Origin of the sequence: Bradyrhizobium sp. AZCC 1578, assembly GCF_036924675.1 — a bacterium.
Taxonomy (GTDB): domain Bacteria; phylum Pseudomonadota; class Alphaproteobacteria; order Rhizobiales; family Xanthobacteraceae; genus Bradyrhizobium.
Genome location: NZ_JAZHRZ010000001.1, coordinates 1,047,443 through 1,072,425, shown reverse-complemented (window position 1 = coordinate 1,072,425; position 24,983 = coordinate 1,047,443). Strand labels below are relative to the sequence as shown.

The following is a 24,983-nucleotide window of genomic DNA, read 5'->3' as shown; positions in this document are numbered from 1 at the left end:
GTCGTCCCGACGAATGGGTTCATTCGCCGGGACCTGTCGCGTGTCGGCCGCTTGCGGCCGACCTTACGACGCGAGCTGCAATTCCGTCTGCGCGTCGCGCTCGGCGTCGGCCTTGTTGCGGGCGGGGTCTTCGTGCGGCTCAAGCTGGCAGGGCTTGATCTCGTAGTCATGGTCCAGCACCGGACGGGGACCCGTGTTGTCTCGCCCGGCGATGACGTCGACGACGAGACCGCTCTTCTGGGCGATCTTCCAGACATCGGCTGCGGTTGGATAGGCCTTGCTCAGCTTGGCATCGTTTGAGAACAGCGCGTAGGGCATTGTTAGCTCCGGTAAAAACGGTCAACGCGGAAGCGGGGGCCGGGTTTCAGGCTTGGCTGCCATGCGGCCATTCCACAGGCTGTTTCGGGAGCAAATTGGCTCGCTTCGGCCCATTTTCGTGGAGTCTCTGAGTCTTTAACGAGCCGTAAACTCCCGAAAAAAGAATCCCCGAGACTCAGTCGCCAGAATCGCCGGATGTTTCCGGCCATGAGAACGAGCCTCCAGACCTCCTGCGAGCGTGTCCAACTCACGCTGACCGTGTGCCTGCTGGCTGCATGCGCAGCCAACATGGCGCTGGTCTATGCCTGGCTCTGAACATCGGGGGCGGGGGCGGAGAACGCAGCAAGATGTCTGGGATCTACTTAGTCGGCCGCGCCGGCGGCTCGCCTTCTCGGAGCGCCGCGTGCACCTTTGCCATGGTCGCGGTGCAATAGGCCTCGCGCTCGCGGTTGAACCGCTCTTGATGGGCACGGAAACTCGCGACCCGCGCCTTGATCTCGGACTGGATGTCGTCCCGCAGGTCAGGACGCGCGAGAGGGGCCAGCCTCGCAATTTCCCTCGACGCTTCCTTTGGCGCCTGGGCAATGGGCATCGTCTCCGCCAGCAGGGCCTGGATGTCAGAAGGCGGCGCGGCTGGACGGGTGGGCTCGGATGCCTGGACGGAGAGGACGGTGACCGACGTCGTGCCCGTCTTCTCGGCCTCCGGCGGCTTGCCGGTCACCGATTGAACAAACGCCATCGTCTGCGCGATCAGGAGATCGCGTTCCCTCATCCATTTCATGAGACACCTCGGCCCAAGTCATTCCACCAAACGGCTTTTGTGGAATCAAGCGGGCGGGGACGTAACTGGGGATAACTGCCGCTCTTTTGCGCGCGAGGTGACAAAACGGTGACAGTTCGTGACTGCCAACGTGGACATGGCGCGGGCGCATGAGGATGATGTACCTGATCGCGCGAAGCGGAGTGACTAGCGGTCGCGGGGATTGGTGTTCGGAACAAAGGGCGCGCCGATCATACGCACCGGCGGCTGGTCGCCGACATAGATGATCCGCTGGTCGGCTGCCGGCGAACGCTCGACGCCAGCGGTTGTCCGGTGGGCGAACCGGACCGGCTTGTCGTCGAACCCAAGCAGCATAGCGCCACCAGCAATCGCCACGCTGAAACACGCGACGATAGCGAGCAGCACCATGTTGCAATTTTCTTCGCGAATTCTCATGCCGGGAGAACGCGAGAGGTGGGGGTTGGTTTCCCCGATCAGTCTGAGAGTGAGTGTCCGATCCCACAACCGCGGGTGGCGCATCGGCCAGGACGTTGAACTACTATCTCATCCAGGCCAGAAGCCGCGCTGATAATGGGCCAGGTGGCGCATTCAGCACCGTAGAACTACGAGAATCGCCTGAAAAAACAGCACGTTGCCCGATAGATGGGGCTAACAAGCACTTTCCCCCTAGTTCCGCCCGGTGCAATACATTTTCCGAGATGCCTCTCAGGCGATGGCCCGAACCGCCCGGCTATTGAAGGCTGGGAGCCGTTCGGTCGGGCTAACCATATCTGCGGCATGGGACGTTTGGAGGGCTTGCAGGATGTCGACCTCACGATTTAAATTACAATCTATAACTAATTTTATCAATTGAGGTTCACAGGTTTGCTTCCGGCATGAAGATTCATTTTGGTCCGGCGGGTTGGGTTCAATGGCCAGACAGCGAAGAGTTCTCAATCGAGTTCATGAGGCTGCTCGGCCTGGCTCAGGAAGGGGGCTCGCTGATCTCGGAATGCTTCCTTGTCGCAAGTCGGATTGACCCAAAGGATGGCGGCGATTCCTGGTATCGGGAATGGCTGAGGATGGCTGATATCAGCAACGAGCGCGCCAACGCTGCCTTCCAGCGCGGTCACGTGCTGACCGCACAAAGCAACTGGCTCCGTGCCATCAATTACTATCAGGCATCAGCGTTCGATTTCGACGCTGCCGACGAGAAACAGCAGGGTGTGCTCAGAACCATGCGGGCCTGCGCCCGCCGCTACATTGCGCATCTCACTCCCGCCGGCGAGGTCGTCGAGATTCCCTGGCAGGAAGATTATCCGCTGGAAGGCTACTTTTTGCCTGCCCCGGCCGCTTCGCATCGAACGCCTGTCGTGGTGTGCATGGGCGATCCCGGGCATCGGAAGGAAGAATATCTCTTCAAGGTGGCGCGCTACGCCCGCGACAGGGGATTGTCGCTGCTGGCCGTGGATCTGCTTGGATCCGGCACCGGCGCCAAATTCGATGAGGTAGCGGGCCGTCCCGATCTCGAAATGGCGGTAAGCCACGTGATGGATTACCTCACGACGAGGGGCGACATCGACGAACACAGGGTGGCAATTCTCGGCGACGGTTCGGGATCGTCCTTCGTGGCGCGTGGCGTCGCTCTCGACAATCGTTTCGCCGCCGCGGTTTGTGACGGCGGAATCTGGGACATGCACGAGCGCGCCTTCTTGATGGACCGCCTCTCGCTGGATTCCGCGTGCAAAGGAAGCGAAGGCGGCTGGCCGCAGCGAAAATTTCGCTGCCCGGTCCTGATCACCATGGGTGAGCAGGGCTGGCTCGAAAGCAACCATGTGACCGGTCTGTTCGAACGACTCAAGACCAGCCAGCCCGACATTTCACTAAGAATTTTCGATAGCTCTGAAACGGCTGCCGCGCATGGGCATTGCGATAATCCCACGCTCGCCAACGAGTTCATTTTTGATTGGATGGCCGATCGCCTTGAGTCGGTACCGGCCTAGCTCGTTACCGTCAGAGAGGTCATATACCCATCGCTATCTTCAGGCTCGCCTTCTCGAGACGGCCCTTCAGGGTCGCGAGTTTGCCGGTGAGCTCGCTGAGTTCACGGTCGCTGAATTCCGCGAAGACGAAGTTGTTGAGGGCCTCCTGCTCGGAGGCCAGGTTCGCAATGTGCTTATAAGTCTTGTCCGTCAACGACATCTGCACAACCCTTGCATCGTCTGCCGACGTCCTCCGGCGCATGAAACCCTTCTTCTCGAGCATTTTCGACTGAGTCGTGACGAACGACGGGTCTACGTGAAGCATCTTTGAGACGACCTTCACTGGGACGCCCTCACCTTTATCCAGATCGGCCAGGGCCATCAGGATCATCCATTGCGGGCCGCTGATGCCGAGGGCTTTTGCCCAGAAGTAACGAATCTCCTGGAGGTGCACGTTGATGGCGGCGATCTCCCAGGCGAGTTGCCGGGCGATGTCCTGATTCTTTCCGCCGACCTCATTCGGCCCTCCGCGGTTGCCGCGGCTCGATGAGTCCGATCCCTTGCGGAGTTCTTGTCCCATAGTTTCTCTCATCCGAGCCAGCGTTTACTAACTTAACTGATTTACCTAACAATATCATCCAAGTGGACGCCTTTCTGGCGGTTCCCCGAACACGATTTTGCGAGCAGCCGGTGTTGCCACAGCGACACAGTCGAACAGGATAGAGATAGATGAGTTCATAAACTATTTTGATTACGTAAGTTGCGCATGCATAGTTCTGAAGACGGCCGAGGGGGGTCCTGGGTCGTTCCGTTGCAGGTGGTTCGCTTAAGTCCCTCGCGTTCATGCGGGTGTGTCCGAAGACGCGAAACGACTGAGCGGTTTTTCAAAGGCGAGGGCGGATCTTTCCTGGGGGAACAGCCACAGGTCCGTCCTCGTCCTGGCAGAGCAACTTGGAGGTTTAACATGACTATGATCAAGAGCCTTGTTCTCGGCTCAGCGGCGGGTCTCATCGCCGTGAGTGGAGCACAGGCCGCCGATCTTCCCGTCAAGGCCAAAGCGGTCGAATACGTGAAGATCTGCTCCCTGTACGGCGCTGGCTTCTACTACATCCCCGGCACCGACACCTGCATGAAGATTGGTGGTTACCTGCGCGTCGACACCACGTTCAACGGCGGCATCTACGGCTCGCCGGCATGGAACGGCGACATCGGTCAGGGCAACCGCTACGCCAATTACTTCGCGGCCCGCTCCCGTATGTCGCTGTCGGTTGATACCCGCACCGCCACTGAATACGGCGTTGTCCGCACCTTCGGTCAGGCCAACTTCCAGTTCAGCACACTCGGCAACAACACCTTCAATCCGAACTCGCTCGACACGCGCCTGGGCAACAACACGAACCTGCTTGACTCCGCCGGCAACGGCTACGTGTCAATTGACCAGATCTTCCTGCAGTTCGCGGGCTTCACCTTCGGTAAGTCGGTTTCGGCCTTTGCGTCGCCGTGGAACGGCTATCCGGGCAACAACAACTCGAACCTGATCGGCGGTCCGGACTACGTGACCGGCGTCAACAACATCCAGTACACCGCTCAGTTCGGCAACGGCGTGTCGGGCACCATCGGTCTGGACGAACCGACCGTGTACAGCCGCACGGGCATCGGATATCTTGCAACTTTCGCGGCAACCGCTGCTACTCCCACGGCACTCGCAACCAATCCGGCCAGCTCGGTCTCGACGCTCGGAATTGCGCCGAACGCCTATGGCGGCGTGCATGCGCCCGACATCGTCGGCAACATCCGGGTCGACCAGGCTTGGGGTCTGTTCCAGATCGGCGGTCTGGCGCATCTCGTGAACGCTTCGTACAACGTGCTAGGCCCGACGGGCGTGCCGACCGCTCTGTCGGAAATCTCCGGTCACCCCGAAAGCAAGTGGGGCGGTGCGGTGATGGCGGCCTTGCAGATCAAGAATCTGCCGACCGGTGCGGGCGATGACTTCAAGATCGACGCCACCTACGCCAAGGGCTCCACCAAGTCGGTGATCTCCACCAGCGGCACGTCGCCGAGCTTTGCGATGTTCGGTGATACCAGCCGTGCGGGAGCCTATCAGAGCTACGGCGTTGGCTACACCAGTGACGGCGTTTATGTCCCGGGTGGCGATATCCAGCTTACGGATGCCTGGGGCGTCCGTGGTGCGTTCAACCACAACTGGGATCCCTACTGGTCGACCAGCCTCTGGGGCAGCTACGCCCAGGTTCGCTACAATGGTACAGCGACCGCGGCCTATTGTGCGGCCTTTGCGGGCCCCGCTGCGGGCGGTCCTGTAATATCCGCACGCAGCTTCAGTGGCGACTTCACCTGCAACCCGGACTTCGATGTTGCGATGGTGGGTGCGGTCACCCGCTGGACTCCTGTCAAGAACCTGACGTTCTCGGCTGAAGTCGGCGCGTTCTTCCTTGACCAGAAGATGACGGGTGCGATCACGGCACAAGCTCCGGGCGCGACCAGCCCGAAGCCGAGTGCGACCTACGAGTTCCGGGACCAGAGCACTGTGTTCCTGAACATTCGCGCTCAGCGTAACTTCTGATCCCGAACTGAACTATCGCAATAACCCCCGGCAGTTTCACTGCCGGGGGTCTCTTTTTGGAAAGCTCGGCCAGGACACCTCTCTCAAACTTCGGCCAAATACTCGAAACATTCTTGAGAATAAATCTGCTGGCGCAGAAGCGGCGCGCAAGCTTGCTCAAGCGCTCAAAGACTCGGAAGTGCGTCCCGTCATCAGAATGTTCGCGGGATCTCCGTCGCGCCGTTTGAACCCTGCATCGAGCGACGAGCCTTCAGCGAAGCCCTGTCGCCCGCACACCGTCGAAGCCTGAGCAAAGCGTCTCCGCCGGAGCGTGCTCGATGTGCGTAACTAAAATATATGTTGTAATAACCTGAGTAACTCATGTATTATTTAAGGCGTAGCCGTCAAATCGGTTGGCGGCCTCTCATGGAGAAGCGCACCAGCATCTTCAGAAATACCTCCGAAACCTCTGGCCATGCCCGGCCAGAGGTTTTTCGGCCTCTTGGGGGCTATTTCTGATTGCGCCGGTGAGTGCAGACTCGGATGGCACCAGATGGCCAAGACGGCGCGTCGCTCCCAATACGCCTGCACAGTTCAGCTTGAAAAATTCTTGAATCAGGCGTTTCAAACCACCGATAGCCGTCAGGTTTGCCTGGCTCTCGGTGAAGCAGTCCGGACCCAAAATGTCACGACGATCGCTATCGAATCAGGAATAGAGCGGGCACACCTCTACGGGGCTTTTGCATCGGAGAGGGGGCCGCGGCTTTCCACGGTGACGAAGGTGATTACGGCACTACGCCTGAGGATGGTTACAGTGCAACCGTCCGCATCCACGGTCGAAAGATATAGCTCTCAACAGCCAGTGCATGGCCATTTACGTTACAGCACTCCGGCGGGAGTTGCCGAGCTCTTGAATCCTGCCTTTGCAACATCCAATTTTCGCGCCATTTGTTCTACCTTTGGTGAGATCATCCGAGCCCAGGAGAATGTTACTGAGTTCGCGCGACGAATACAGATTGGCCGAACACGTCTCTACCGCTCGTTCATGGGCGATCGTTCTCCCGAATTTACGACTGTCCTGACGATTCTCGGGGCGTTCGGATTGCAGTTGCGTGTAGAGCGGGTAAGCAATCGGAAAGCGTCGCTCGATCCCTATTCAACGCGGAGCCTTGGAAAATCGGCAGAGCTCGGGACATCGTCAGAGATGGTGTTCCCCCAACAGCTTCCCGTGGAAATCCCAGCAATGGCGGAGGCCTGAACGGGTCCTGGCCCGTTCGCACGGTTTCGGCCGCCTGACGTTCTTAAGTGGTGCCGGTTGAGAGGATTGAACTCCCGACCTTCGGTTTACAAAACCGCTGCTCTACCGCTGAGCTAAACCGGCGAATTGAAGCGATCGGTGGACAACGAAAATGCCCGCCGCATGGGCCGCTCTTCGGCGGCTCGAATAGCAGACTTGGTCGCAAAGGACCAGAACCTCAAGAACTGCTCCAGCGCACCCGAGGCATGAAAAAGGCGGGCCTCGAGCCGCCTTTCCTGGACCCGATTTGCACTGATCTACTGGCAAATGTGCCTGCGGCCGTCATCGCCGCGGAACCAGGGGCCCGGGGGTGCAGACAAAGCCATTGCGCCGGGCGCATTCGTCGCCGCCGATCGGGGCCATGGCGGCGGCAACGGGCCTGTTCGATGAAGTCTTGACCTGACAACGGCTCCGAAGTGGTATTTTATCAAACAGGCAAGCGAGCAGGGGGCGTATGTTCGGAATTCTGGGGCTGGGGTTTCTGCTGGGCATGCAGCATGCGCTCGAAGCCGATCATATTGCCGCCGTCTCCAGTATCGCCGCGCGCCGCAGCCATGTGGCCGATATTGTCAAGCACGGGCTGACCTGGGGGCTCGGCCATACGCTTACCTTGTTCGTGTTTGCCGGCGTCGCCATTCTGCTCGGCCGCGCGATCCCGGACGGCGTTGCCCAGCCGCTCGAGACCGCCGTCGGCCTGATGCTGGTCGGTCTCGGAGCGCATGTGCTGTGGCGGCTGTGGCGCGACCGGGTGCATTTTCATCAACACGGTCATGGCGACGGCACGGTGCATTTCCACGCCCATAGCCATGCCGGCGAAATCACGCCGCACGCCCGCGCCGCTCACATCCACGAACATGGTTTCCGCTGGCGGACCCTGCTCGTCGGCCTGATGCACGGCATGGCGGGCTCGGCCGCACTTCTGGTGCTCGCGGTCACGCAGGCCTCCAGCCCCACCGTCGGGCTCGGCTATGTCGCATTGTTCGGCGTCGGCTCGATGATCGGCATGGGCGCGCTGTCGACGGCGATCGCGGTGCCGCTTGCGGTCTCCGCGCGCTGGCTCACCTGGGCCAATCGCAGCCTGCAAGGGGCAGTCGGCCTTGCCACCGTCGCGATCGGAATTATGACGGTGGTCGAGACGGTGCTGACCTGACGTCGGGTGGCCTTAGCGTTGCGGACCGATGAACAATTATAAAGTGCTGGGAGGAGACAGAATGAAGCGCCGAGATTTTCTGGCCGGAAGCGCCGCGTGTTCGCTGGCGGCGATAACGGGCAAGGCATTCGCGCAGGCCGGGCCGCTGACCAAAATCATCTTTCCCTTTGCAGCCGGCGGTGGCGGGGACGCACTTTGCCGGCTGCTGGCGCAGCACGTCGCTCCCTTGCTTGATCGCAACATCATCGTCGAGAACCGCACCGGTGGCGACGGGCTGATCGGCATCAAGGCGGTGAAGGGCGCCAATCCCGACGGCACGACCATCCTGGTGACGACGGGACCGACGATGTATTTGCTGCCGATGGTCGAGACCACGCCGAGCTTCGACGCGGCAAAGGATTTCGTTCCGGTCAGCCAACTCGTGCGGTTCGAATTCTGCGTCTTTGTCGGCAAGGCCGTCCCGGCCGAGGTCAAGGACTTCAAGCAGTTCGTTGCCTGGCTGAAAGCCAATCCGGATCAGGCCACGTTCGGCGTGCCGAGCAACGGTACCATTCCGCATTTTACCGGCTCGCGGCTCGAGCAGGCGCTGGGCGTCAAGCTGACCCGCGTGGCCTATCGCGGCAGCGCGCCGATCATCAACGACCTCGTCGGCGGCCACATGCCGTTCGCGATTTCCACCTTGACTGATGCCATCCCGCAGCATCGCGCGGGCAACGTCCGGATTCTCGCGGTCGGCAGCGCGCAGCGCTCGCCGTTCCTGCCCGATGCGCCGACTCTCAGAGAGAGCGGCGTCGATCTGGTGGCGGACGCCTGGTACGGCATGTGGCTGCCGGCAGGCGCCTCGCCGGATCTTGCGAAAAAGCTGAGCGAGGCAGTCGCCACCGCGCTCGCCAAGCCGGAGGTCAAGGAAAAGCTCGCAGCGATCGGCCTGATCCCTGTCGGTTCGACGCCCGAAGGTCTGACGAAGGAGCTCGCTGCCAATAACGCCTTCTGGCAGCCGATCGTGAAAGAGACCGGGTACAAGATCACGAACTAGCCGGTGCGGAGTCCAAAAGTCTGCTTAAATCTGGAGGTTTCAGGGAGCATTGACCGGGTAAACAAGGAGGGTTCCTTGGGCGGTGAAAGTAGAGTGACGCACACGCCGTGTGAAAAACCTGCTGCATAGTTTGTCATGCGACCGATCTTCCATCCGAACCTGGTCAACGGTCGCTACGGCGACCCGACGGTCTATGTGGAGACGCTGTTCAAGACGCGCAGCGTACTGTTCGATCTCGGGGAAATCGCTTCACTGTCACCGCGGAAGATACGACGCGTCGATCAGATCTTTGTCTCGCATGCGCATATCGATCATTTCGTTGGCTTCGATCATCTGCTCCGTTTGCACGTAGGACTGGAGAAAACTGTACATCTTTACGGCCCGGCCGGTTTTGCCGAGCGCGTCTTTCACAAGCTTCAGGCCTATCGATGGAATCTGGTCGAGAGCTACGGCGCCGATCTGATCTTCGTTGTCAGCGAATTTGAGACGCCGAACTCCATCGCGACCAGGCAGTTCCGGCTGAAGAACGCCTTTGCCGCGGAACCGCCGGTGTCGAAGACAGTTCTTGACGGCGTCCTGTCTGACGAGCGGACCCGCCGGGTTTCAGCCGCCATCCTTGAGCATGGCACGCCCTGCCTCGGCTTTGCCCTGCAGGAAGCGGCCCATGTCAACATTTGGAAGAATCGACTATCCGAGCGCGGGCTTCCGGTCGGTCCGTGGTTGCAGTGGCTCAAGCAGGCGGTTGTGGAAGGCCGGCCGGACGATCATTTGATACGGATCGATGGGGCGGCGGCTTCAGACGGTCGCCTCGAGCCGCTCGGCAGCCTGCGTGACCTCCTGACGGTCACTGCCGGCCAGAAAATTGCCTATGTTACCGATGTTGTCGATACGCCGGCCAATCGCGCCGCCATCGTGGCGCTCGTTCAGCATGCGGACATCCTCTTCATCGAGGCGGCATTCGCGGGGACGGATGCCGCATTGGCGAGGGAGCGGGGCCATCTTACAACGACGGCTGCCGGAGAAATTGCGCGGGAAGCTAATGTCCGCCGTGTCGAGCCGTTTCACTTCTCTCCGCGCTATGCGGGAGAGGAGGAGCGGATGCTGGCCGAGGTGATGACGGCGTTCAAGGGGCCCACATTTGACGCAACAACCTGAGCGGTATTTTCATGCTCGAGGAAAGACGTTTGCCGGCTGGGCATCGGAAATTGGTACGGCTCTTTCTCTGCGGAGATGTCATGTGCGGCCGCGGCATCGACCAGGTGCTGGCGCACCCTTGCAGCCCTGAGATTTACGAACATTACGTGCGATCGGCGGAGGGGTACGTGCGGCTCGCCGAGCAGGCGAACGGACCCATTCCGCGGCAGAACGGGCCGTCCTACGTTTGGGGCGCTGCGCTGGACCAGTTGGCGCGCATGCGGCCGGACGCGCGGATCATCAATCTTGAAACGGCAGTGACTCGCAGCAACGACCGCATGAACAAGGGCATCAACTACCGCATGAGCCCGGAGAATGCGGAATGCCTCGCGGCGGCCGAGATCAACTGCTGCGTATTGGCCAACAATCATGTGCTCGATTGGGGCCGCGCCGGCTTGCTGGAGACGCTGACTACTCTGCAAAAACTCAACGTCAAGACAACGGGCGCGGGGCGCAACGATCATGAAGCGCGCGCACCCGCGGTGCTGAACCTTGGCAAAGCGCGGCTCTTGATCTGTTCGTTTGGATCGACATCGAGCGGCATCCCGCTCGAATGGGCTGCGACGTCAGACACTCCGGGCGTCAACTTGCTGCCGGACCTCTCCGAGGCGAGTGCGTCAGAGGTCGCCGACCAGGTCATGGCGCTCAGGAAGCCCGGCGATCTCGTCGTCGTTTCAATCCATTGGGGATCCAATTGGGGATATCACATTCCGCACGAGCAGAGAATTCTGGCCCGGGCCCTCATCGACAAGGCAGGCGTGTCGATCGTTCACGGACATTCTTCGCATCATCCGCGAGCGATCGAAATTTATCGAGACCGCCTCATTCTCTATGGCTGCGGTGATTTCCTGAACGACTATGAAGGCATCAGTGGTTACGAGCGCTACCGTGACGACCTTGCCTTGATGTATTTCGCCGACCTGGATCCGACCAGCGGAAGCCTCCATGCGCTCAAACTGGTTCCCCTGCAGATCAAGAACTTTCGTCTCTCCATTCCAGCACGGCAGGACATCGAATGGATCCAGCAGACACTGGATGAGAGATGTCAGAAGTTCGGAACAAGGGTCATCCCTGATTCCGAACAGCAGCTTGTCGTTATCGGGCCTCGGGCAGGGACCTAACGCTAGATGCAGTAGATATCGCGGGCTGCGTCCCGTCCCGATGCTTCGTGCGTCGATGACGGACAGCGCGCTCTACCGCTGCCAGGAAACAGGCGATCCAATGATCGAGGATCCAGCCGGCCTGGCCAAGTCCTTGCTGGCCAAATCCTCGATTGCCTTGTTTTGCTTGTAAGGTCTGCGTCATGATTAGGCACCTTTGCCACCGGAGAGCAGTGCTCCCGGTGGCGTAAGAAACGACAGCGCGGTCAGTCTTATCGCCGCGCTTCGAGCACGATGTTGAAGGGTGTCTCGGCTGCGATCCGGACACGGCTAAATCCGGCTTCGCGCAGAACCGCTTCCAACCGTTTTGGTCCTGCCTGCCCACCGAGGGCGAGCCCGACCTCCTGCGCCAGGGAAACCGGCGTGCAGATCATGGTGGAGCCGGCATAGTAGAGGCGGCCGACCGGATTGATATTGTCCTCCAGCCGGTCTCCTGCTAGCGGCTCCACGGCCATGAACGAGCCGTCGGGAGCGAGAGCCTGCAGAATGCGGCTCGCCGCGCCGACGGGATCACCAAGGTCGTGCAGCGCGTCGAAACAACAGATCAGGTCGAAATTGCCGCCTACAAAATTCTTGGCCGTGGCGACATCAAATTCCGTCCTGGCTGCTACGCCGTCGCGTTTCGCGGCGTCGCGGGCGCAGGCGATTGAATCTTCGTGGTTGTCGATCCCGAAAAATCTGGACCGTTCGAATGCTTTCGCCATCAGGATGGTTGAGATGCCATGGCCGCAGCCGATATCCGCGACCCGCGCACCGCGGCCGAGTTTTTCGACCACGCCGTCCAATGCGGGAAGCCATTCCTGCACCAGATGGGCCTTGTAGCTCACGCCGAAGAAGCGTGACATGCCGCTGAACAGGCAATTGCATCGCTCGTGGTAGCCGGAGCCACCACCATTGCGGAAGGCCTTGCTCACCTTGGGCTGGTCAACCATCACCGCCTGGCAAACCTCGAACGAGCCCAGCATGTAGACCGGGCTGTCAGGATTGCCGAACACCATGGCCTGCTCGGGATTCATGGAGAAGCGCTTGGTCGCAGCGTCATAGTCCAGATAGCCGGCGGCGGCGTGGGCGCTGAGCCATTCGCGCACAAGGCGCTCGACTGTTCCGGTTCGGCGCGCCAGTTCTTCCGGCGTCACCGGTCCCGACGCGGCGAGTGTGCTGTACAGTCCGAGCTCGTCACCAATGCGCACCAGCGGTGCAATCATGGCGGCGCCGAGATCGCCCAATATCCGCGTAACAAATGCTTCCAGCTTCTGCTCGTTTAATTCTCTGACCAAAATGTTCATTGCTGCCTCCTTTGGCGCGATGGGACATAGGTCCTCGCGAGGGTGCGGCAAATGACCAGACTGCCGGATGGCTTGACTGTGCGTCTGAATCCTTCCTATTTTTGCCATTCGTCCGAGAAGCGTGCCCGAGCGTCCGATTGGAGCTGCGACTATGGGGGCGGATGCCCTGTCCGATGTGTTGCGCGCCGTACGACTTTGCAGTGCGATGTTCTTCCATCTTGACGTTCGCGCACCATGGGTGGCCGCGGCGCCGGCATCGTCCACCTGCGCTTCAGCCGTGTTGCCGGGGGCGCAGCATGTCATCGAATATCACGTCGTTGTCGATGGTTGCTGCTGGGGCGGGCTAATCGATGAGCCATCTGTGCGGCTCGACGCGGGCGATATCATCGCATTTCCGCAAGGCGCTGCGCATGTGCTTTCCAGTGCGCCCGGCATGCAGGCGGCCCCTGACCTGAGTTACTATCATCGGCCGACCGCCGACCAGCTTCCCCACAAGGTCCGCCTCGGCGACAGCGGACCCGCCGACGCGCGCATCCTGTGCGGATTTCTCGGCTGCGACGCGCGTCCTTTCAATCCACTCTTGGAGTCCTTGCCTGCCGTCCTTCATCTGCGCGGAAGTTCATATCGGGAGAATTCGGGACTTGGTTACCTGATCAATGCCGCACGGGTTGAATCGGAGGGGCGTCGTACCGGCGGGGAGGGCGTGCTGGCCCGGCTGGGCGAACTGCTCTTTGTCGAGGCGATCAGATGCCATATCGAAGCGCTTGGCCCCGAACAGACCGGCTGGTTTGCCGGCTTGGCCGATCGACACGTCGGTCAAGCGCTGAATCTCTTGCATGGCAAGCCAGCGGCGGATTGGACATTGGATGATCTCGCGAAGGCCGTGGGGCTGTCGCGATCGACATTCGCGCAGCGGTTCACCCACCTGATCGGACAACCGCCGATGCAGTATCTGACGCGCTGGCGCATGCAACTCGCTGCCGGTCTGCTGGCGTCTGGAAGCGATCCGATCGCCCGCGTGGCGGAGGCGGTTGGCTACGATTCCGAAGCCGCCTTCAATCGTGCGTTTCGCAGAACGGTAGGTACGCCACCGGCCGCCTGGCGGCAGACGCAGATGTCGCCGGAGTAGGCGCGCGCTGGCGCGTAGCGTCCTGGGGTAAAGGGCTCACGAAACGATTGTGACTGGTTGGCCGAACTGCAACACTTGCCGGAAAATTATCGCTGCGCGCAGCGGTTCCCGAGACCCCGTACGACGCTAATCGTCTGAACTACTGTATGATTTGTCAACATTGGCAGCGGGCTTGAGGGAGTGTCAAACGTGCCGCGTCCGCGTTTTGACTTGATGATGATTTCCTAGTTTAACTACTGTCTCTGATGGAAGTTGGGGCATCGAAGCAGGTGGGCTGGGTTTTTGGTTGACCCGTCTGGCCGCGTTTGCCGATAGCAGGGGGATAAGCACCGCATGAATTCGTATTTTCGGCGGCAGCTCGCTGATTACGTCGAGTATCATCGCGACCCCTGGAACTGCGCAATGCATGTGCTCGGCATCGTGTTCCTGTTCCTGGCCGCCATCCTTCCGCTCAGCTTGTGGTCCATCACCGTGTTCGGGTTCCAAACCAGCGCGGCGACCATCGCTGTCATACCGGTGCTCGTCTATTGGTTCCTGCTCGATTTCGCGCTTGGCGCCGGAATCCTTGGAGCCGCGGTTGTGTTGCTCTCGGCTGCTGGCATGATCGTTGGTCATGCGACGATTGCCGGCATGTGGACACTTACGGCCATCTTGATTGTCGTCGGCGTCGCATCGCAGATTATTGGGCACCGCGTGTTCGAGCGGCAGCAGCCGGCGCTGGTCGACAATCCGACTCACCTGTTGCTGGGCCCAATGTTTGTCATGGCAAAACTGTTTATCTCGCTGGGCTTTCGGCGCGATCTCGCCATCATCATCCAAGTGCATCCGCAAAGCGCTGCATCTTGATCTCAAATAGTTTAGCTTGAGTTCATGGGCAGCATGACGCGCATACTGGTCACAGGCGGCAGCGGATTCATCGGAAAGCACCTGGTCTCGGCGCTGATCGGGCGAGGTCGGCAGGTGAGGGTGCTCGATCTTCAGCCGCCCCCTCGCGCGTTGCCGCAGGTTCAGTATGTCAGGGGATCGGTGCTTGATCGGGACCTGGTTGACCGCGCGATGGACGGGGTCGACGAGGTCTACCACCTGGCTGGCTTGCCGGGGATGTGGCTGCCGCGGAAGGCCGATTTTCACACCGTCAACTTCGGCGGCACCGAGATCGTCATTGAGACGGCGCGCAAGCGCGGCATAGAGCGCTTCCTGCACTGCTCGACGGAATCCATTCTGTTCCGAGCCTCGCCATCGGCGGCTCCTGTCGCTGACGATGCGCTCCTGCCGGACGACATGCCGGGTCCATACACGCGCTCGAAAATGCTCGCCGACCGGTTCGCTATGCAGGCGGCCGCATCCGGATACCCGGTGGTTATCGGCTGTCCCACCATGCCCGTCGGGCCTTATGACCACAACGTTACCCCGCCGACGGCGATGCTCCGGTATTTTCTCAACCGGCGTCTTCAATTGCACCTTGATTTTGTCGTGAACCTCGTCGATGTGCGCGACGCCGCCGAAGGGCTGATCTTCGCCATGGAGCGCGGACAGGCTGGACATCGCTACGTTCTCGGTGGCGAAAGCATGCCGCTAAGACGGGTTCTCGAACTCATGTCTGATATCAGCGGCCGTCGCATCCGCTGCATTCAAGTCAACGGCAAGGTCGCCGAAATGGTCACTGCAACGCTGGAGTTCATCGCCGATCACGTGACGCGCCGGCCTCCGTCCGGTACGGCCGAAGGCGTTCGTATCGCATTGCGGGCGGGGGCATTGTCGATCGAAAAAGCGCAACGAGAGCTGGGCTATGCGCCGGGTCCCGTCGAACCCGTTTTGCGTGAAGCCATTGCGCATCTGCTTGATGCCGGCAACAATCAACCTGAATGGGACTCAATGCCGAGCACTCGTTACACGTCGAGCGCCTGTTCGGCGGTTGATCCAATCGCTTAAGATGGTCCGCGACATGCTCAACGATCCTGGTCAATGGCTGGCTTTCGCCTTGAGTGGCTGGACCACTACCTGGCCCACACAGTTGCTCGCCATCATCTGGATTTTGTGGGTCATGAGCTGGGTTTTGGCGTCGTTCTGGTCCGGTCAAACGAAGAAACACGTGATGACCTGGGAGTCGCTCAAATACCGCTCCCCCATTCTCGTAGGGGCCATTCTTTTCTTGCCATTGACGGGCAAGGTCCTGGGGGAAAAGCCGCTCTGGCAGTTTGGCAACCTGGGCATCTATGTGCTCGCGTGCCTTGTTCTTGCGGGGATCTCATTCACTTGGTGGGGGAGAATTCATCTCGGACGATTCTGGTCGAACGCGATCACGCACAAGGAAGGCCATCAGGTCATCGACACCGGCCCCTACGGGCTGGTGCGCCACCCGATCTATACGGGGCTTATCGCCGGGATGCTGGTGACGGGTATAGCGGTCGGAACAGTTTCCGCGATGCTGGGGGCGGCGCTGATCTCGCTCGGGATGGGGTTGAAGGCCCGCATGGAGGAGGGCTTCCTCACGGCGGAACTCGGTGCGGATGCCTATGGATCGTATTGCCGTCGCGTTCCGATGCTGATTCCGTTCCTGCCGCGCACCTGACGTCGCTCTGCCATTACCGTTTCCGTCGCGTCGCCGCTGGTGTAGCGACGGGTGACGCCGCTGATGTCGCGACAGGTGGAGCAAGACGGCGCGGAACCAGGACGCGTTGGCCAACTGACAGCGGTGCACTGTCGGAATGCTGATTGGCCTGGGTAAGTGACCACAGCGGTACATGGTTCAGTGCCGCTAGCCTCTGCAAGGTATCGCCCGAGCGGGCGAGTTGCTGCGTGCCGCTGTCCCAAAGCTCCAGCGGGGCATCAGGAGGAACGACGTAGCGCAGCGGCACCGCCTCTCCCTTGGCCGGCGTCGTCGCAAGTTGTGCAATTGCCGTCACCACTTGCTCGTGGATGGAATCCATCTTGTCGATGTTGATGTGGGTGACTTCCCCGTGCTGCTTCAAATCGAAGCTTGCGTAGTGACCCTGGTAACCCTGCTCCGCCACCACATCGCCGCCGCCCAGTATACTGTCGGACAGGAAAATGTTGATGTAACGCTCGACGTTCAGCGGCACTTTCGGGCTTGCTTGAGCCGGATCAATGGTGACCACCAGGCTTACCTGTATGTTTTCAGACTTCAGTATCCCGGCGAACGTCAAGGCGCACAGTCCGCCCATCGAATGACCGATCAGCACGATCGGCGCAGGATCGTCCCGGAAATCGCGGATCGCCTGATCCGCAATCAGCCGGCAAATCGTGAATTCATAGACGTCAGCCCGGATACCGGCTTGCTGGAGACGATTGGTCAGGCGGTCCATCCCGCGCGAGAAGATCGGGCCGAGCGCGCCGCGGAACAGGTAGACGCGCGCCTGCGGCTGGGCCGCGGCTGGCGGCGTGTCGGGAGCGACGGTTGCGACAGCATTGGTCGTGCGTGCGACCGGATCGGCGACCGCCAGATTACAAACGGCCGCCAAGATGCAGACGGAAAGGGCTGCACGGATCACCACGGCTGCAACCAGCGTCGGACTTTTCATGTACATTCCGCTCGCGATTTAGGCGTAGAAGTGACGAACCTTGAATGCCGGCGGGCCACGCCACCCGGCGCTTCTAGCGGGTGATCTATCGTCGAGGAATTGGCAGAATTTGCGGCGCTCGTCGCTTCGGCGACGGCATTCGAACTACTAACGTACCGCCGCGGTGCTTGCCGTGCCAGGTCTCGCCGTGCTTGCCGCTTCAGGCTGCCGCGGCCTCTGCGCCGCCGAAGCTGGTACAGATCGGCCGAAGACGACCGCGTCGATCTCGCTTATCACCTTTTGCTGCATGATCAGGTTCTTTTCGATGGACATGTGCCCGACGCCAGGCACGTTCTGCACGTTCACATTCTCGAGCTTGCCCTGGAATTGTCCGGTTTTCTGAACCGGCGTGCCGGCGCCGTTGGCGATGTAGAAGTTTACATAGCGTCCCACGCGTCCCGAGAGGCTGGTGCGAAACACCGAATCCAGGCCGATGGCGAGCTTAACGGGAGCGCCAAGCTGATCCAGCTTGGCGACCATGTCGGGAAGCGCGGTCGCCCCCGAGGAATGCCCGACCAGAATGATCGTCTTGATCCTGCCACTCTTGTATCCGGCGGCGGCTTCGTCGGCGAGCGACGACCAAGAGGCAAAGTTCGCGACAGTGACCGGGATGCCCTGCGCCCGCAGCTTTACCGCAATGTCATCGAGCCCCAGAGAAAAGATATTGAGCACGCCGCGGAGCAGATAGACATGAGCAGTCGAGGCCGCCGACGCGGAACTCCGTGCCTGTGTGGGGCTTGCGCCGATCGCCAGGAGCAGCAAGACCGCGATAGCTATCGCGTGCAGTCGACGCAACGATGCCAGACAGAGAAAGGATGACCAGCCGACAGTTCCGATATCGCCGCGATATGGCTTCATTGCGCTCCTCGAAGGGCTGCGAAGTGCTTTGCAGGCGACCGTAGCGCCCGCGTGCTCGGAACTGCAATAAACGTGGCGTGAGCGGCCGCAATTTACCAACCCGACGTGTCTCCGCCGCAACACTAGTTTCCAACCCCTCAATGGTTTGCGCTAGCAGCCCGGAGCAGAATCACGATTGCGACGGTCCGACCACTCAGGTCTCGGACCAGCAGGTGCCGCGTCGAGTGGTGTGCACGCGATGGTGCGGTCGCGGTACCGAAGCGCAACAGACGACTACAATCAGATGTCAAAGGCAGAAATTGAAATGAGGGAACCCACCAGACTCAGTTAGATTCCGTGCAGCTTGAATTTGGCAGGGGGCACTGATGCCATACTTCAACTTTGATCTCGTCATAGGCGCGGAGTTCAAAAACCAGGGCGGCATGTATCTCGAAAACACAGAAAACGCGATCGATAAGGCCGAAAGCCTCGCGAGCGAGCTTTGCATCGTTCGCCCCGAGCTGCGTTCCACCGGATGTGCTGTGCGTGTCACCGATGGAGACTGTAACGAGCTCTACCGTACTCCGGTCGACCTTGTCGGCCGTGGATGAAATCGTCCCGTGGCGCACGATGCGTCGTAGGCGCTCGAGGCCGAATTGGTCTGAAGTGTAGACTACTGCAAGGGCAGTAGTTGAGTTGGTGGCGATTTGTTACCGAGGGGGCAGCTCGTTCGTTCCTTGGCGGACGGGCTCTCGGTTGTAGATTCGTTGGAATGGTTCGGATCAGATGCCGATGACTCGGTCGTGCTCGTAAACTCGGCCAGGTCGGCATTCGATGACGATTCCACGTAACTAACAACGGCGAACGTAAGGGCGAACAGGGTGAAAAGCCCGACCACCACTATGGTGCCCATTCCCCGCCAATCGATTTGGCTGTTGAATAATGGCATGGCTCGTCTCCCGAAGCCGGGTTTGCGACGGCCTTAGATCAACTCGCGGTTCTCGAATGTGAGCTGCCTCACGCCTCACGCTGACTTGATGCCGAGACAGAACGCCAGACGTCTTTTGCCTGGGCTAATCCGTCGTGCAATGCGCATCACTGGTCTTATGGCTTGATCCCGATCTTCTCCCTGATCGCACCAAGCTCGGCCTCGTCCCAGATGCCGATCAGCACGCCGTTCTTTACCTGCAGTTGCTGGTTGGCATAGGCAGCGATCTTTGCGTTTGGCGTTGTGACGTGCATCTTTTGATGCAGCGTCCAATCGAATAGCTCTAACTGCAGCCGCGCCACGATGCCCGGTCGGGAAAGGATGACCACCGGTCAAATCTGGTGTCGCCGCGATATGGCTTCATTGCTCTCCTCGAAGGGCGGCGGCGGTGCCGGCGACAGGTTCCGTGATCGGCCGCAATCTAATCGAGCAGCTTTATACCCGCTTCTCTAATCAGCTTCGCCCATTTCGGAATCTCGCCGTCAATAACAGCAGCGAATTCCGCGGGTGAGTTGCCAATCGGCTCGATTCCAAGGTCATCGAACCGCTTGCGCATCTCCGGCATCGCGAGAATCCTCACGGTTTCGCGGTGCAGCTTTTCGACAATCGCCGGTGAAGTTCTGGCAGGCGCCATCAAGCCAAACCATACTGTTAAATCGAAGCTCGGGAAGCCTGATTCCGCCATGGTCGGGAGATCGGGTGCGCCGGCATGGCGCTCCAACGACGTCACGGCGAGCGCCCTGACTTTCCCTTCGCGCGCGAGGGGCAACGCGCCGGTAGGAGGAACAAACGCCATGCTGAGCCGTCCAGCGACCAGCTCCTGCGAAAAGACAGCACCGCGATACGGCACGTGCAGGATGTCGACTTTCGCCATCGATTTCAGCAGTTCCCCGGCGAGGTGCAGCGTTGAGCCAAATCCTGCGGACCCATAGGTGAGTGCGCCCGGCTGCGCGCGTGCGAGTGCCACAAGCTCTTGCACATTCTTCGCCGGCACGTCGTTGTTGACGATGAGGATGTTTGCGTAAGCACACACCTGAGAGATCGGCACAAGGTCCCGGACCGGATCGAACGGCATCTTCTCATACAGGCTGGGGTTGATGACGATCGCCGGGTTGGCCGCGAGCAGCAGCGTATGGCCGTCCGGCTCAGCCCTTGCGACGCGTTCTCCGGCAATATTGCCGTTGGCGCCGACTGTGTTCTCGATCACGACTGGCTTCCCCCATGCCTGGGACAGCCTATCGCCGAGCAAGCGCGCAATGATATCTGGAGACGTGCCCGGTCCGAAACCGACGACAATTCGAACCGTGTGGACGGGATAATCGAGCGCCAGTGCATTTGGCCCCGTCGTGACGAATATGACCAGTGTCGCAAGAAACCAAGCCAATGAATGCAGAAGTTTCATGGCGGCCTCCCTTCAAGTATCGTGATCCGGAGACGCGTACTGGCTCCCCTTTTGCAACGGGTCTGAAGCAACCCGACGGGGCGCGCCCACCCGACCGCGCCGACACTGGCATGGCGAGCACCTGGCGTAGCGAAGGCGCGATGAAATTTCGCCGAAATATCGGTGAAGGTGGTAAGATTGTATTTTGAAGGTCGCGGTGGAGGTCAGGATGCATTCCGACTCTCCCAGGATGCTGTGCTTCAGCGGCTATGCCCTCGACCTGCAGCGCTGCGCGGTCATGCGCGGCGGGCGGGAGCTTCAACTTCGCCCGAAGTCCTTCGATGTACTACGCTACCTCGCTGTGCACGCTGGCAGGCTCATTTCCAAGGAAGAGCTAATCAGAGCTACCTGGCCCAACGTGTTCGTATCCGATGGCTGTCTCGTCCAGTGCATCAGGGACATCCGCGAAGCGCTGTCCGACGATGCCCATGAGATCGTCAAGACCGTCCCGCGCCGGGGCTACCTGTTCGCGGCCGAGTTATCCGACCAGGAACTGGACAAGCGACCTCCGGCCATCGGCTCGCCTAGTCAGGACCTCACATTCTGCCGAACACAAGATGGCGTCAACATCGCCGTTGCATGTGTGGGCCAGGGCATGCCGCTTGTGTGTATTCCCACCTGGGCCACCCATGTCGAGTACGACTGGCAGAGTCCTATCCGCGGACCGCTTTGCCGTTTCCTCGCCGACCGAGTCCGGCTCGTTCGGTACGATGGTCGAGGTTTTGGGCTGTCCGATCGAGACATCACCGACATTTCCTTCACAACGTTCGAGCGCGACCTGGACGCTGTCGTTGATGCTTTGCATCTGCATCGTTACGCCATCTTGGGCATATCGCAGGGAGCAGCAACTGCCATCGCTCATGCTGCCCGCTATCCCGAACGTGTGTCAAAACTGATCCTTCACGGCGGCTTCGCGCTAGGCCGCAATAAACGCTCCTCTGCGAGAGAGGCGGAAATCGCGAGAGCGTGGATTGCCATCATGCGACAGGGATGGGGCGACGATAACTCCGCTCTGCTAAGGATATTCAGCTCTGTCTTTCTTCCCGGCGCTTCGGTCGAGCAGATCAAGTGGTACGCAAACCTGCTGCGCCTCTCGACATCAATCGAAAACGCGATCATGAACCGATACGCCGTTGACGATATCGACATTCTCGATCTGTTGCCGAAGGTATCTGCCCCAACCGTGGTCCTTCACTGCCGTCACGACAACGCAGCGCCGTTTGACGAGGGGCGTCGTATCGCCACGTCCATCCCGAATGCCAAATTCGTGATCTTGGACTCAGAGAACCACGTCCCCATACCGGGCGAGCCCGCCTGGTCAAAGTTCATCGGCGAGGTTGAGACGTTTTTGTTGGACGTCTGACACTCACTGTTTCGAGCGATCCGAGCGTCCGCATTTGGGTCAAAGCCGCGTCTCGCCCGTGTCGGTTTTATTTTCAAATTTCTCGTCGTTCGGACTCTGCGGCCGATGATCGCTCTTGAAATTCAACTGCGGATAATCCCGATCTTCTCTCTGATCGCGCCAAGTTCGGCCTCGTCCCAGATGCCGATCAAAACGCCGTTCCTGACCTGCAACTGTTGGGCTGCATAGGCGGCGATCTTCGTGCTCGGCGTGGTGATGTGCATCTTCGGGTGCAGCGCCCAATCGAATAGCTCTGACTGCAGCCGCGCCACGATGTCGGCGCAGGCCGGGTCGGCGCCGCGATCGCAAAATTCCTGCGGATCGGTTTCGAGGTCGTAGAGCATCGGGCGGAAGCCGGACGCGTGAATGTATTTCCAGCGGCCGTCGAACACCATGAACAGCCGGCAGCGCTCGATCGGCTGGTTCAGCATGACGCGGACGTCCTGCATGGCGTAATCGTATTCGGAGAACACCACCTTGCGCCAGTCGGCGGGCGGCGCGCCGTGCAGCAGCGGCACCAGCGAGCGTCCTTCCAGGATATGATCCGGCGGCGTGGCGCCGAAATAGTCGATGAAGGTCGGCGCCAGGTCGATCGCCTCGACCAGCGCTTCGCTGACCGTGCCACGCGTGGCATCGGCGGCAGGCGAGGGGTCGATCACGATCAGCGGGATTTTCGCCGATTGCTCGTGGAACAGGTCCTTCTCGCCCATCCAGTGATCGCCGAGATAGTCGCCATGGTCCGACGTGAATACGATCATGGTGGTGTCGAGCAGGCCGCGGGTTTCGAGGAACTGCATCAACACGCCCATCTGGTCGTCGATCTGCTTGATCAGGCCCATATAGGTCGGAATGACTTTTTCGCGCGCCTCGTTGCGCGACATGTTGCGCGAATAGCGCATGTCCATATAGGCGGCGAACACCGGATGTGCGTTGGCGCGTTCCTCCTGCGAACGGATCACCGGCTGCACGTCCTGCGGCCCGTACATGCTGGCGTAGGGCTCCGGCGCGATATAGGGCCAGTGCGGCTTGATGTAGGACAAATGCAAGCACCAGGGCCGGCCGTCGTCCTCGGCTTCCGCGATGAACTCCATCGCGCGCCGCGTCATGTAGGGTGTCTCGGAGTGCTCGTCGGGCACGCGGGCAGCCTTGTCGGCGTGAACCAATAGCCAGCCGTTCTGCAGGCTACCGTCCTCGGCCGCGCCGGAATTGGCCCAGTGCTCCCACGGATTGGGCGCGTCGTAGCCATGCTGGCGCAGATAATTGTCGTAGGCCGGCCGCGGCCGTCCCGTCGGATGCAGGCCGTCGTCGCGCTCATAGGGCTCGAACCCGCATTCCGACACATGCACGCCGATGATCGAGTCGGCGGGGATGCCGAGGCTCTTCAGCCCTTCGAGATCGGGCGCCATGTGCGTCTTGCCGACCAGCACGTTGCGGACGCCGATCTTCTTTAAGTGATCGCCGAGCGTCGGTTCGCCGACGCGCAGCGGCCAGCCGTTCCAGTGCGAGCCGTGCGAGCGCATGTAGCGGCCGGTATAGAACGACATCCGCGACGGGCCGCAGATCGGCGACTGCACATAGGCGTTGGAGAACAATACGCCGCGTTTGGCCATCGCGTCGATGTTCGGCGTCTTCAGCACAGGGTGCCCGGTACAGCCGAGATAATCGTAGCGAAGCTGGTCGCACATGATCCAGAGCACGTTCTTTGCAGGCGTTTTGGTCGTCATTTCAGGCATTTCGGCTGGCGTTGGGAGGGGGCTGGATGGTGCGATATGTCAGCGCAAATGACAATCGAGCGGGCGGCCAAACCACCGGGTCGGCCTTCCGATCCTGGAGGCGTTAACGTTTGGATAGCGGCATTTCTCGCAATTGAATGACGATCCATGGTTGCGCGTTAGCCTTACCGGCAATTTGGCCGAAGGCCTTAACCCCTGAACCGGCATGTTGGATTAAATTGGGACGTTAGAAAAACCGGATCTCAAGCGATGCGCATTGGCGTCACACTGGCACTTTTCATCGCGACGAATTCGACCGCCTTTGCCGGCGGCGGCTTCGAGATCGTGATTCCGGGCCGTCCCGGCGTTCCCGTCATCATTAACGGCGTCGATGCATCCTATGCGGTGGTCGAGGGTGACTGGGGCCTCGGCAAGGGCACCCATGTCGAGCCGACTGTCTACGGCGGCCGCTATGTCGATCCGGTCCCGCGCGTCGGTCATTATTATCCGAGCGCCGGCCGCATGCCCGGTTACGGGCGCCTGGAAATCGAGCCGCCGGCGAATCGAAGGTTGCCGCAACCGGCCGAGAGCTACCATCAGTCCTGGTCGGCGCAGTCGGCGCCGTTGCCGGCGCAGTCCAACGTGCCCGTCGATCCGCCCGAAATCATCTACGCACCGCGCGATGATAGGCGATGGCCGCATCACCTTCCACGTTAAGAAGACCAAGCAAATACGAACAGGAGAGAGTAATGCGTCAGATACTTAAAGGATTAGTGGCGGCAGTGGCCGTCATGGCTGCAGCACCAGCGATGGCCTGCGGTTACGCCCCGTGCGCAGCACCGGTCTACGTCGCCCCGGCCGTGACCTACGGCTATGCCGGCTGCAGCCCCTGCGGCGGCTGGGTCCGCGAGCGTCTGCCCGATCCAGAGCAGCAGTATTATTATGTCAACCAGGGCCCGACCTATACCGGTCCGGGCAATTTCGCGCCTTATCCGGTCTATCGCGAAGGCGCGATCTCCGGTTACGGCTATGGCTACAACCGTTCGTACGGCTATCATCGGAACGGTTACCGTTACACGGGGCGTTACTACCACGGTCGGCCCGTACTGCGCCGCTATTACTGATCCAGCGGTAGTTTGAAAGCTTCAGC

26 protein-coding genes and 1 tRNA gene are annotated in these 24,983 nt (G+C 60.4%); 15 read left to right on the top strand and 12 right to left on the bottom strand.

Annotated elements, in window-relative coordinates; all coding sequences use genetic code 11:
- Positions 1-63: 63 nt before the first annotated feature.
- The 3 genes from V1290_RS05635 to V1290_RS05620 all read right to left on the bottom strand — a co-directional run bounded on the left by V1290_RS05635 (position 64) and on the right by V1290_RS05620 (position 1,507).
- Complete coding sequence (locus tag V1290_RS05635; protein ID WP_334363432.1) at positions 64-318, bottom strand: hypothetical protein; 255 nt, start codon at positions 316-318, stop codon at positions 64-66.
- Positions 319-676: 358 nt separating this feature from the next.
- Positions 677-1,099 carry a hypothetical protein gene (locus V1290_RS05625; RefSeq protein ID WP_334363430.1) on the bottom strand — a complete coding sequence of 141 codons (423 nt, stop codon included), beginning with the start codon at positions 1,097-1,099 and terminating at the stop codon, positions 677-679.
- A 186-nt stretch (positions 1,100-1,285) separates the two neighbouring features.
- Positions 1,286-1,507, bottom strand: coding sequence for a hypothetical protein (locus V1290_RS05620; RefSeq protein ID WP_334363429.1), 222 nt, complete (start codon positions 1,505-1,507; stop codon positions 1,286-1,288).
- A 467-nt stretch (positions 1,508-1,974) separates the two neighbouring features.
- Between V1290_RS05620 and V1290_RS05615 the strand changes: the two genes are divergently transcribed.
- Positions 1,975-3,081, top strand: coding sequence for an alpha/beta hydrolase family protein (locus V1290_RS05615; protein ID WP_334363428.1), 1,107 nt, complete (start codon positions 1,975-1,977; stop codon positions 3,079-3,081).
- Positions 3,082-3,100: 19 nt separating this feature from the next.
- Here the strand turns inward: V1290_RS05615 and V1290_RS05610 are convergent, their stop codons facing one another.
- The gene (locus V1290_RS05610; protein ID WP_334363427.1) at positions 3,101-3,640 is read right to left on the bottom strand and encodes a MarR family winged helix-turn-helix transcriptional regulator; all 540 of its coding nucleotides are present in this window, start codon (positions 3,638-3,640) and stop codon (positions 3,101-3,103) included.
- Positions 3,641-4,024: 384 nt separating this feature from the next.
- On the opposite strand from V1290_RS05610, the gene V1290_RS05605 reads away from it, so the two are divergent.
- A complete protein-coding gene (locus V1290_RS05605) occupies positions 4,025-5,641 on the top strand; it encodes a porin (RefSeq protein ID WP_334363426.1) in 1,617 nt (538 codons plus the stop codon).
- A gap of 532 nt (positions 5,642-6,173) precedes the next feature.
- The gene (locus V1290_RS05600; protein WP_334363425.1) at positions 6,174-6,878 is read left to right on the top strand and encodes an addiction module antidote protein; all 705 of its coding nucleotides are present in this window, start codon (positions 6,174-6,176) and stop codon (positions 6,876-6,878) included.
- Positions 6,879-6,926: 48 nt separating this feature from the next.
- Here V1290_RS05600 and V1290_RS05595 read toward each other — a convergent pair.
- Positions 6,927-7,001, bottom strand: a tRNA-Thr gene (locus V1290_RS05595).
- Positions 7,002-7,371: 370 nt separating this feature from the next.
- Here V1290_RS05595 and V1290_RS05590 point away from each other — a divergent pair.
- From V1290_RS05590 to V1290_RS05575, 4 genes are all read left to right on the top strand, one after another.
- Complete coding sequence (locus tag V1290_RS05590) at positions 7,372-8,067, top strand: HoxN/HupN/NixA family nickel/cobalt transporter (protein WP_334363424.1); 696 nt, start codon at positions 7,372-7,374, stop codon at positions 8,065-8,067.
- Between the two features lie 61 nt (positions 8,068-8,128).
- Positions 8,129-9,103 (top strand): Bug family tripartite tricarboxylate transporter substrate binding protein, encoded by a 975-nt coding sequence (locus V1290_RS05585; RefSeq protein WP_334363422.1) that lies wholly within the window; start codon positions 8,129-8,131, stop codon positions 9,101-9,103.
- A gap of 135 nt (positions 9,104-9,238) precedes the next feature.
- Positions 9,239-10,258 carry a ribonuclease Z gene (locus V1290_RS05580; protein ID WP_334363421.1) on the top strand — a complete coding sequence of 340 codons (1,020 nt, stop codon included), beginning with the start codon at positions 9,239-9,241 and terminating at the stop codon, positions 10,256-10,258.
- A gap of 11 nt (positions 10,259-10,269) precedes the next feature.
- Entirely contained in the window at positions 10,270-11,418 is a 1,149-nt protein-coding gene (locus V1290_RS05575) for a CapA family protein (RefSeq protein WP_334363420.1), read from the top strand.
- Positions 11,419-11,669: 251 nt separating this feature from the next.
- Here the strand turns inward: V1290_RS05575 and V1290_RS05570 are convergent, their stop codons facing one another.
- Entirely contained in the window at positions 11,670-12,743 is a 1,074-nt protein-coding gene (locus tag V1290_RS05570) for a class I SAM-dependent methyltransferase (protein ID WP_334363419.1), read from the bottom strand.
- A gap of 151 nt (positions 12,744-12,894) precedes the next feature.
- Between V1290_RS05570 and V1290_RS05565 the strand changes: the two genes are divergently transcribed.
- The 4 genes from V1290_RS05565 to V1290_RS05550 all read left to right on the top strand — a co-directional run bounded on the left by V1290_RS05565 (position 12,895) and on the right by V1290_RS05550 (position 16,444).
- The gene (locus V1290_RS05565; RefSeq protein ID WP_334363417.1) at positions 12,895-13,872 is read left to right on the top strand and encodes an AraC family transcriptional regulator; all 978 of its coding nucleotides are present in this window, start codon (positions 12,895-12,897) and stop codon (positions 13,870-13,872) included.
- Positions 13,873-14,205: 333 nt separating this feature from the next.
- Positions 14,206-14,718, top strand: a complete 513-nt coding sequence (locus V1290_RS05560; RefSeq protein WP_334363416.1) for an Mpo1 family 2-hydroxy fatty acid dioxygenase — start codon at positions 14,206-14,208, stop codon at positions 14,716-14,718.
- A gap of 33 nt (positions 14,719-14,751) precedes the next feature.
- Complete coding sequence (locus V1290_RS05555; protein WP_334368939.1) at positions 14,752-15,804, top strand: NAD-dependent epimerase/dehydratase family protein; 1,053 nt, start codon at positions 14,752-14,754, stop codon at positions 15,802-15,804.
- A gap of 13 nt (positions 15,805-15,817) precedes the next feature.
- Complete coding sequence (locus tag V1290_RS05550) at positions 15,818-16,444, top strand: methyltransferase family protein (RefSeq protein WP_334363415.1); 627 nt, start codon at positions 15,818-15,820, stop codon at positions 16,442-16,444.
- 13 nt (positions 16,445-16,457) lie between these two features.
- Here V1290_RS05550 and V1290_RS05545 read toward each other — a convergent pair whose 3' ends face one another.
- Positions 16,458-17,387: an alpha/beta fold hydrolase gene (locus V1290_RS05545; RefSeq protein ID WP_334363414.1), complete on the bottom strand. Its 930-nt coding sequence runs from the start codon at positions 17,385-17,387 to the stop codon at positions 16,458-16,460.
- A 174-nt stretch (positions 17,388-17,561) separates the two neighbouring features.
- Positions 17,562-18,311 carry a hypothetical protein gene (locus tag V1290_RS05540; RefSeq protein WP_334363413.1) on the bottom strand — a complete coding sequence of 250 codons (750 nt, stop codon included), beginning with the start codon at positions 18,309-18,311 and terminating at the stop codon, positions 17,562-17,564.
- A gap of 365 nt (positions 18,312-18,676) precedes the next feature.
- Between V1290_RS05540 and V1290_RS05535 the strand changes: the two genes are divergently transcribed.
- Positions 18,677-18,901 (top strand): hypothetical protein, encoded by a 225-nt coding sequence (locus V1290_RS05535; protein ID WP_334363412.1) that lies wholly within the window; start codon positions 18,677-18,679, stop codon positions 18,899-18,901.
- Positions 18,902-18,963: 62 nt separating this feature from the next.
- Here V1290_RS05535 and V1290_RS05530 read toward each other — a convergent pair whose 3' ends face one another.
- The 3 genes from V1290_RS05530 to V1290_RS05520 all read right to left on the bottom strand — a co-directional run bounded on the left by V1290_RS05530 (position 18,964) and on the right by V1290_RS05520 (position 20,680).
- Positions 18,964-19,239 carry a hypothetical protein gene (locus V1290_RS05530; RefSeq protein WP_334363411.1) on the bottom strand — a complete coding sequence of 92 codons (276 nt, stop codon included), beginning with the start codon at positions 19,237-19,239 and terminating at the stop codon, positions 18,964-18,966.
- 155 nt (positions 19,240-19,394) lie between these two features.
- Entirely contained in the window at positions 19,395-19,607 is a 213-nt protein-coding gene (locus V1290_RS05525) for a hypothetical protein (RefSeq protein ID WP_334363410.1), read from the bottom strand.
- 92 nt (positions 19,608-19,699) lie between these two features.
- Positions 19,700-20,680, bottom strand: coding sequence for a Bug family tripartite tricarboxylate transporter substrate binding protein (locus V1290_RS05520; protein WP_334363409.1), 981 nt, complete (start codon positions 20,678-20,680; stop codon positions 19,700-19,702).
- 208 nt (positions 20,681-20,888) lie between these two features.
- Here V1290_RS05520 and V1290_RS05515 point away from each other — a divergent pair, with 208 nt between their 5' ends.
- A complete protein-coding gene (locus V1290_RS05515) occupies positions 20,889-22,082 on the top strand; it encodes an alpha/beta fold hydrolase (RefSeq protein ID WP_334363407.1) in 1,194 nt (397 codons plus the stop codon).
- Between the two features lie 122 nt (positions 22,083-22,204).
- Here V1290_RS05515 and V1290_RS05510 read toward each other — a convergent pair whose 3' ends face one another.
- Positions 22,205-23,845 (bottom strand): alkaline phosphatase family protein, encoded by a 1,641-nt coding sequence (locus V1290_RS05510; RefSeq protein WP_334363406.1) that lies wholly within the window; start codon positions 23,843-23,845, stop codon positions 22,205-22,207.
- A gap of 258 nt (positions 23,846-24,103) precedes the next feature.
- Here V1290_RS05510 and V1290_RS05505 point away from each other — a divergent pair, with 258 nt between their 5' ends.
- Positions 24,104-24,550, top strand: a complete 447-nt coding sequence (locus V1290_RS05505; RefSeq protein WP_334363405.1) for a hypothetical protein — start codon at positions 24,104-24,106, stop codon at positions 24,548-24,550.
- Positions 24,551-24,582: 32 nt separating this feature from the next.
- Positions 24,583-24,957 carry a hypothetical protein gene (locus tag V1290_RS05500; protein WP_334363404.1) on the top strand — a complete coding sequence of 125 codons (375 nt, stop codon included), beginning with the start codon at positions 24,583-24,585 and terminating at the stop codon, positions 24,955-24,957.
- The last annotated feature ends 26 nt before the right edge of the window (positions 24,958-24,983 follow it).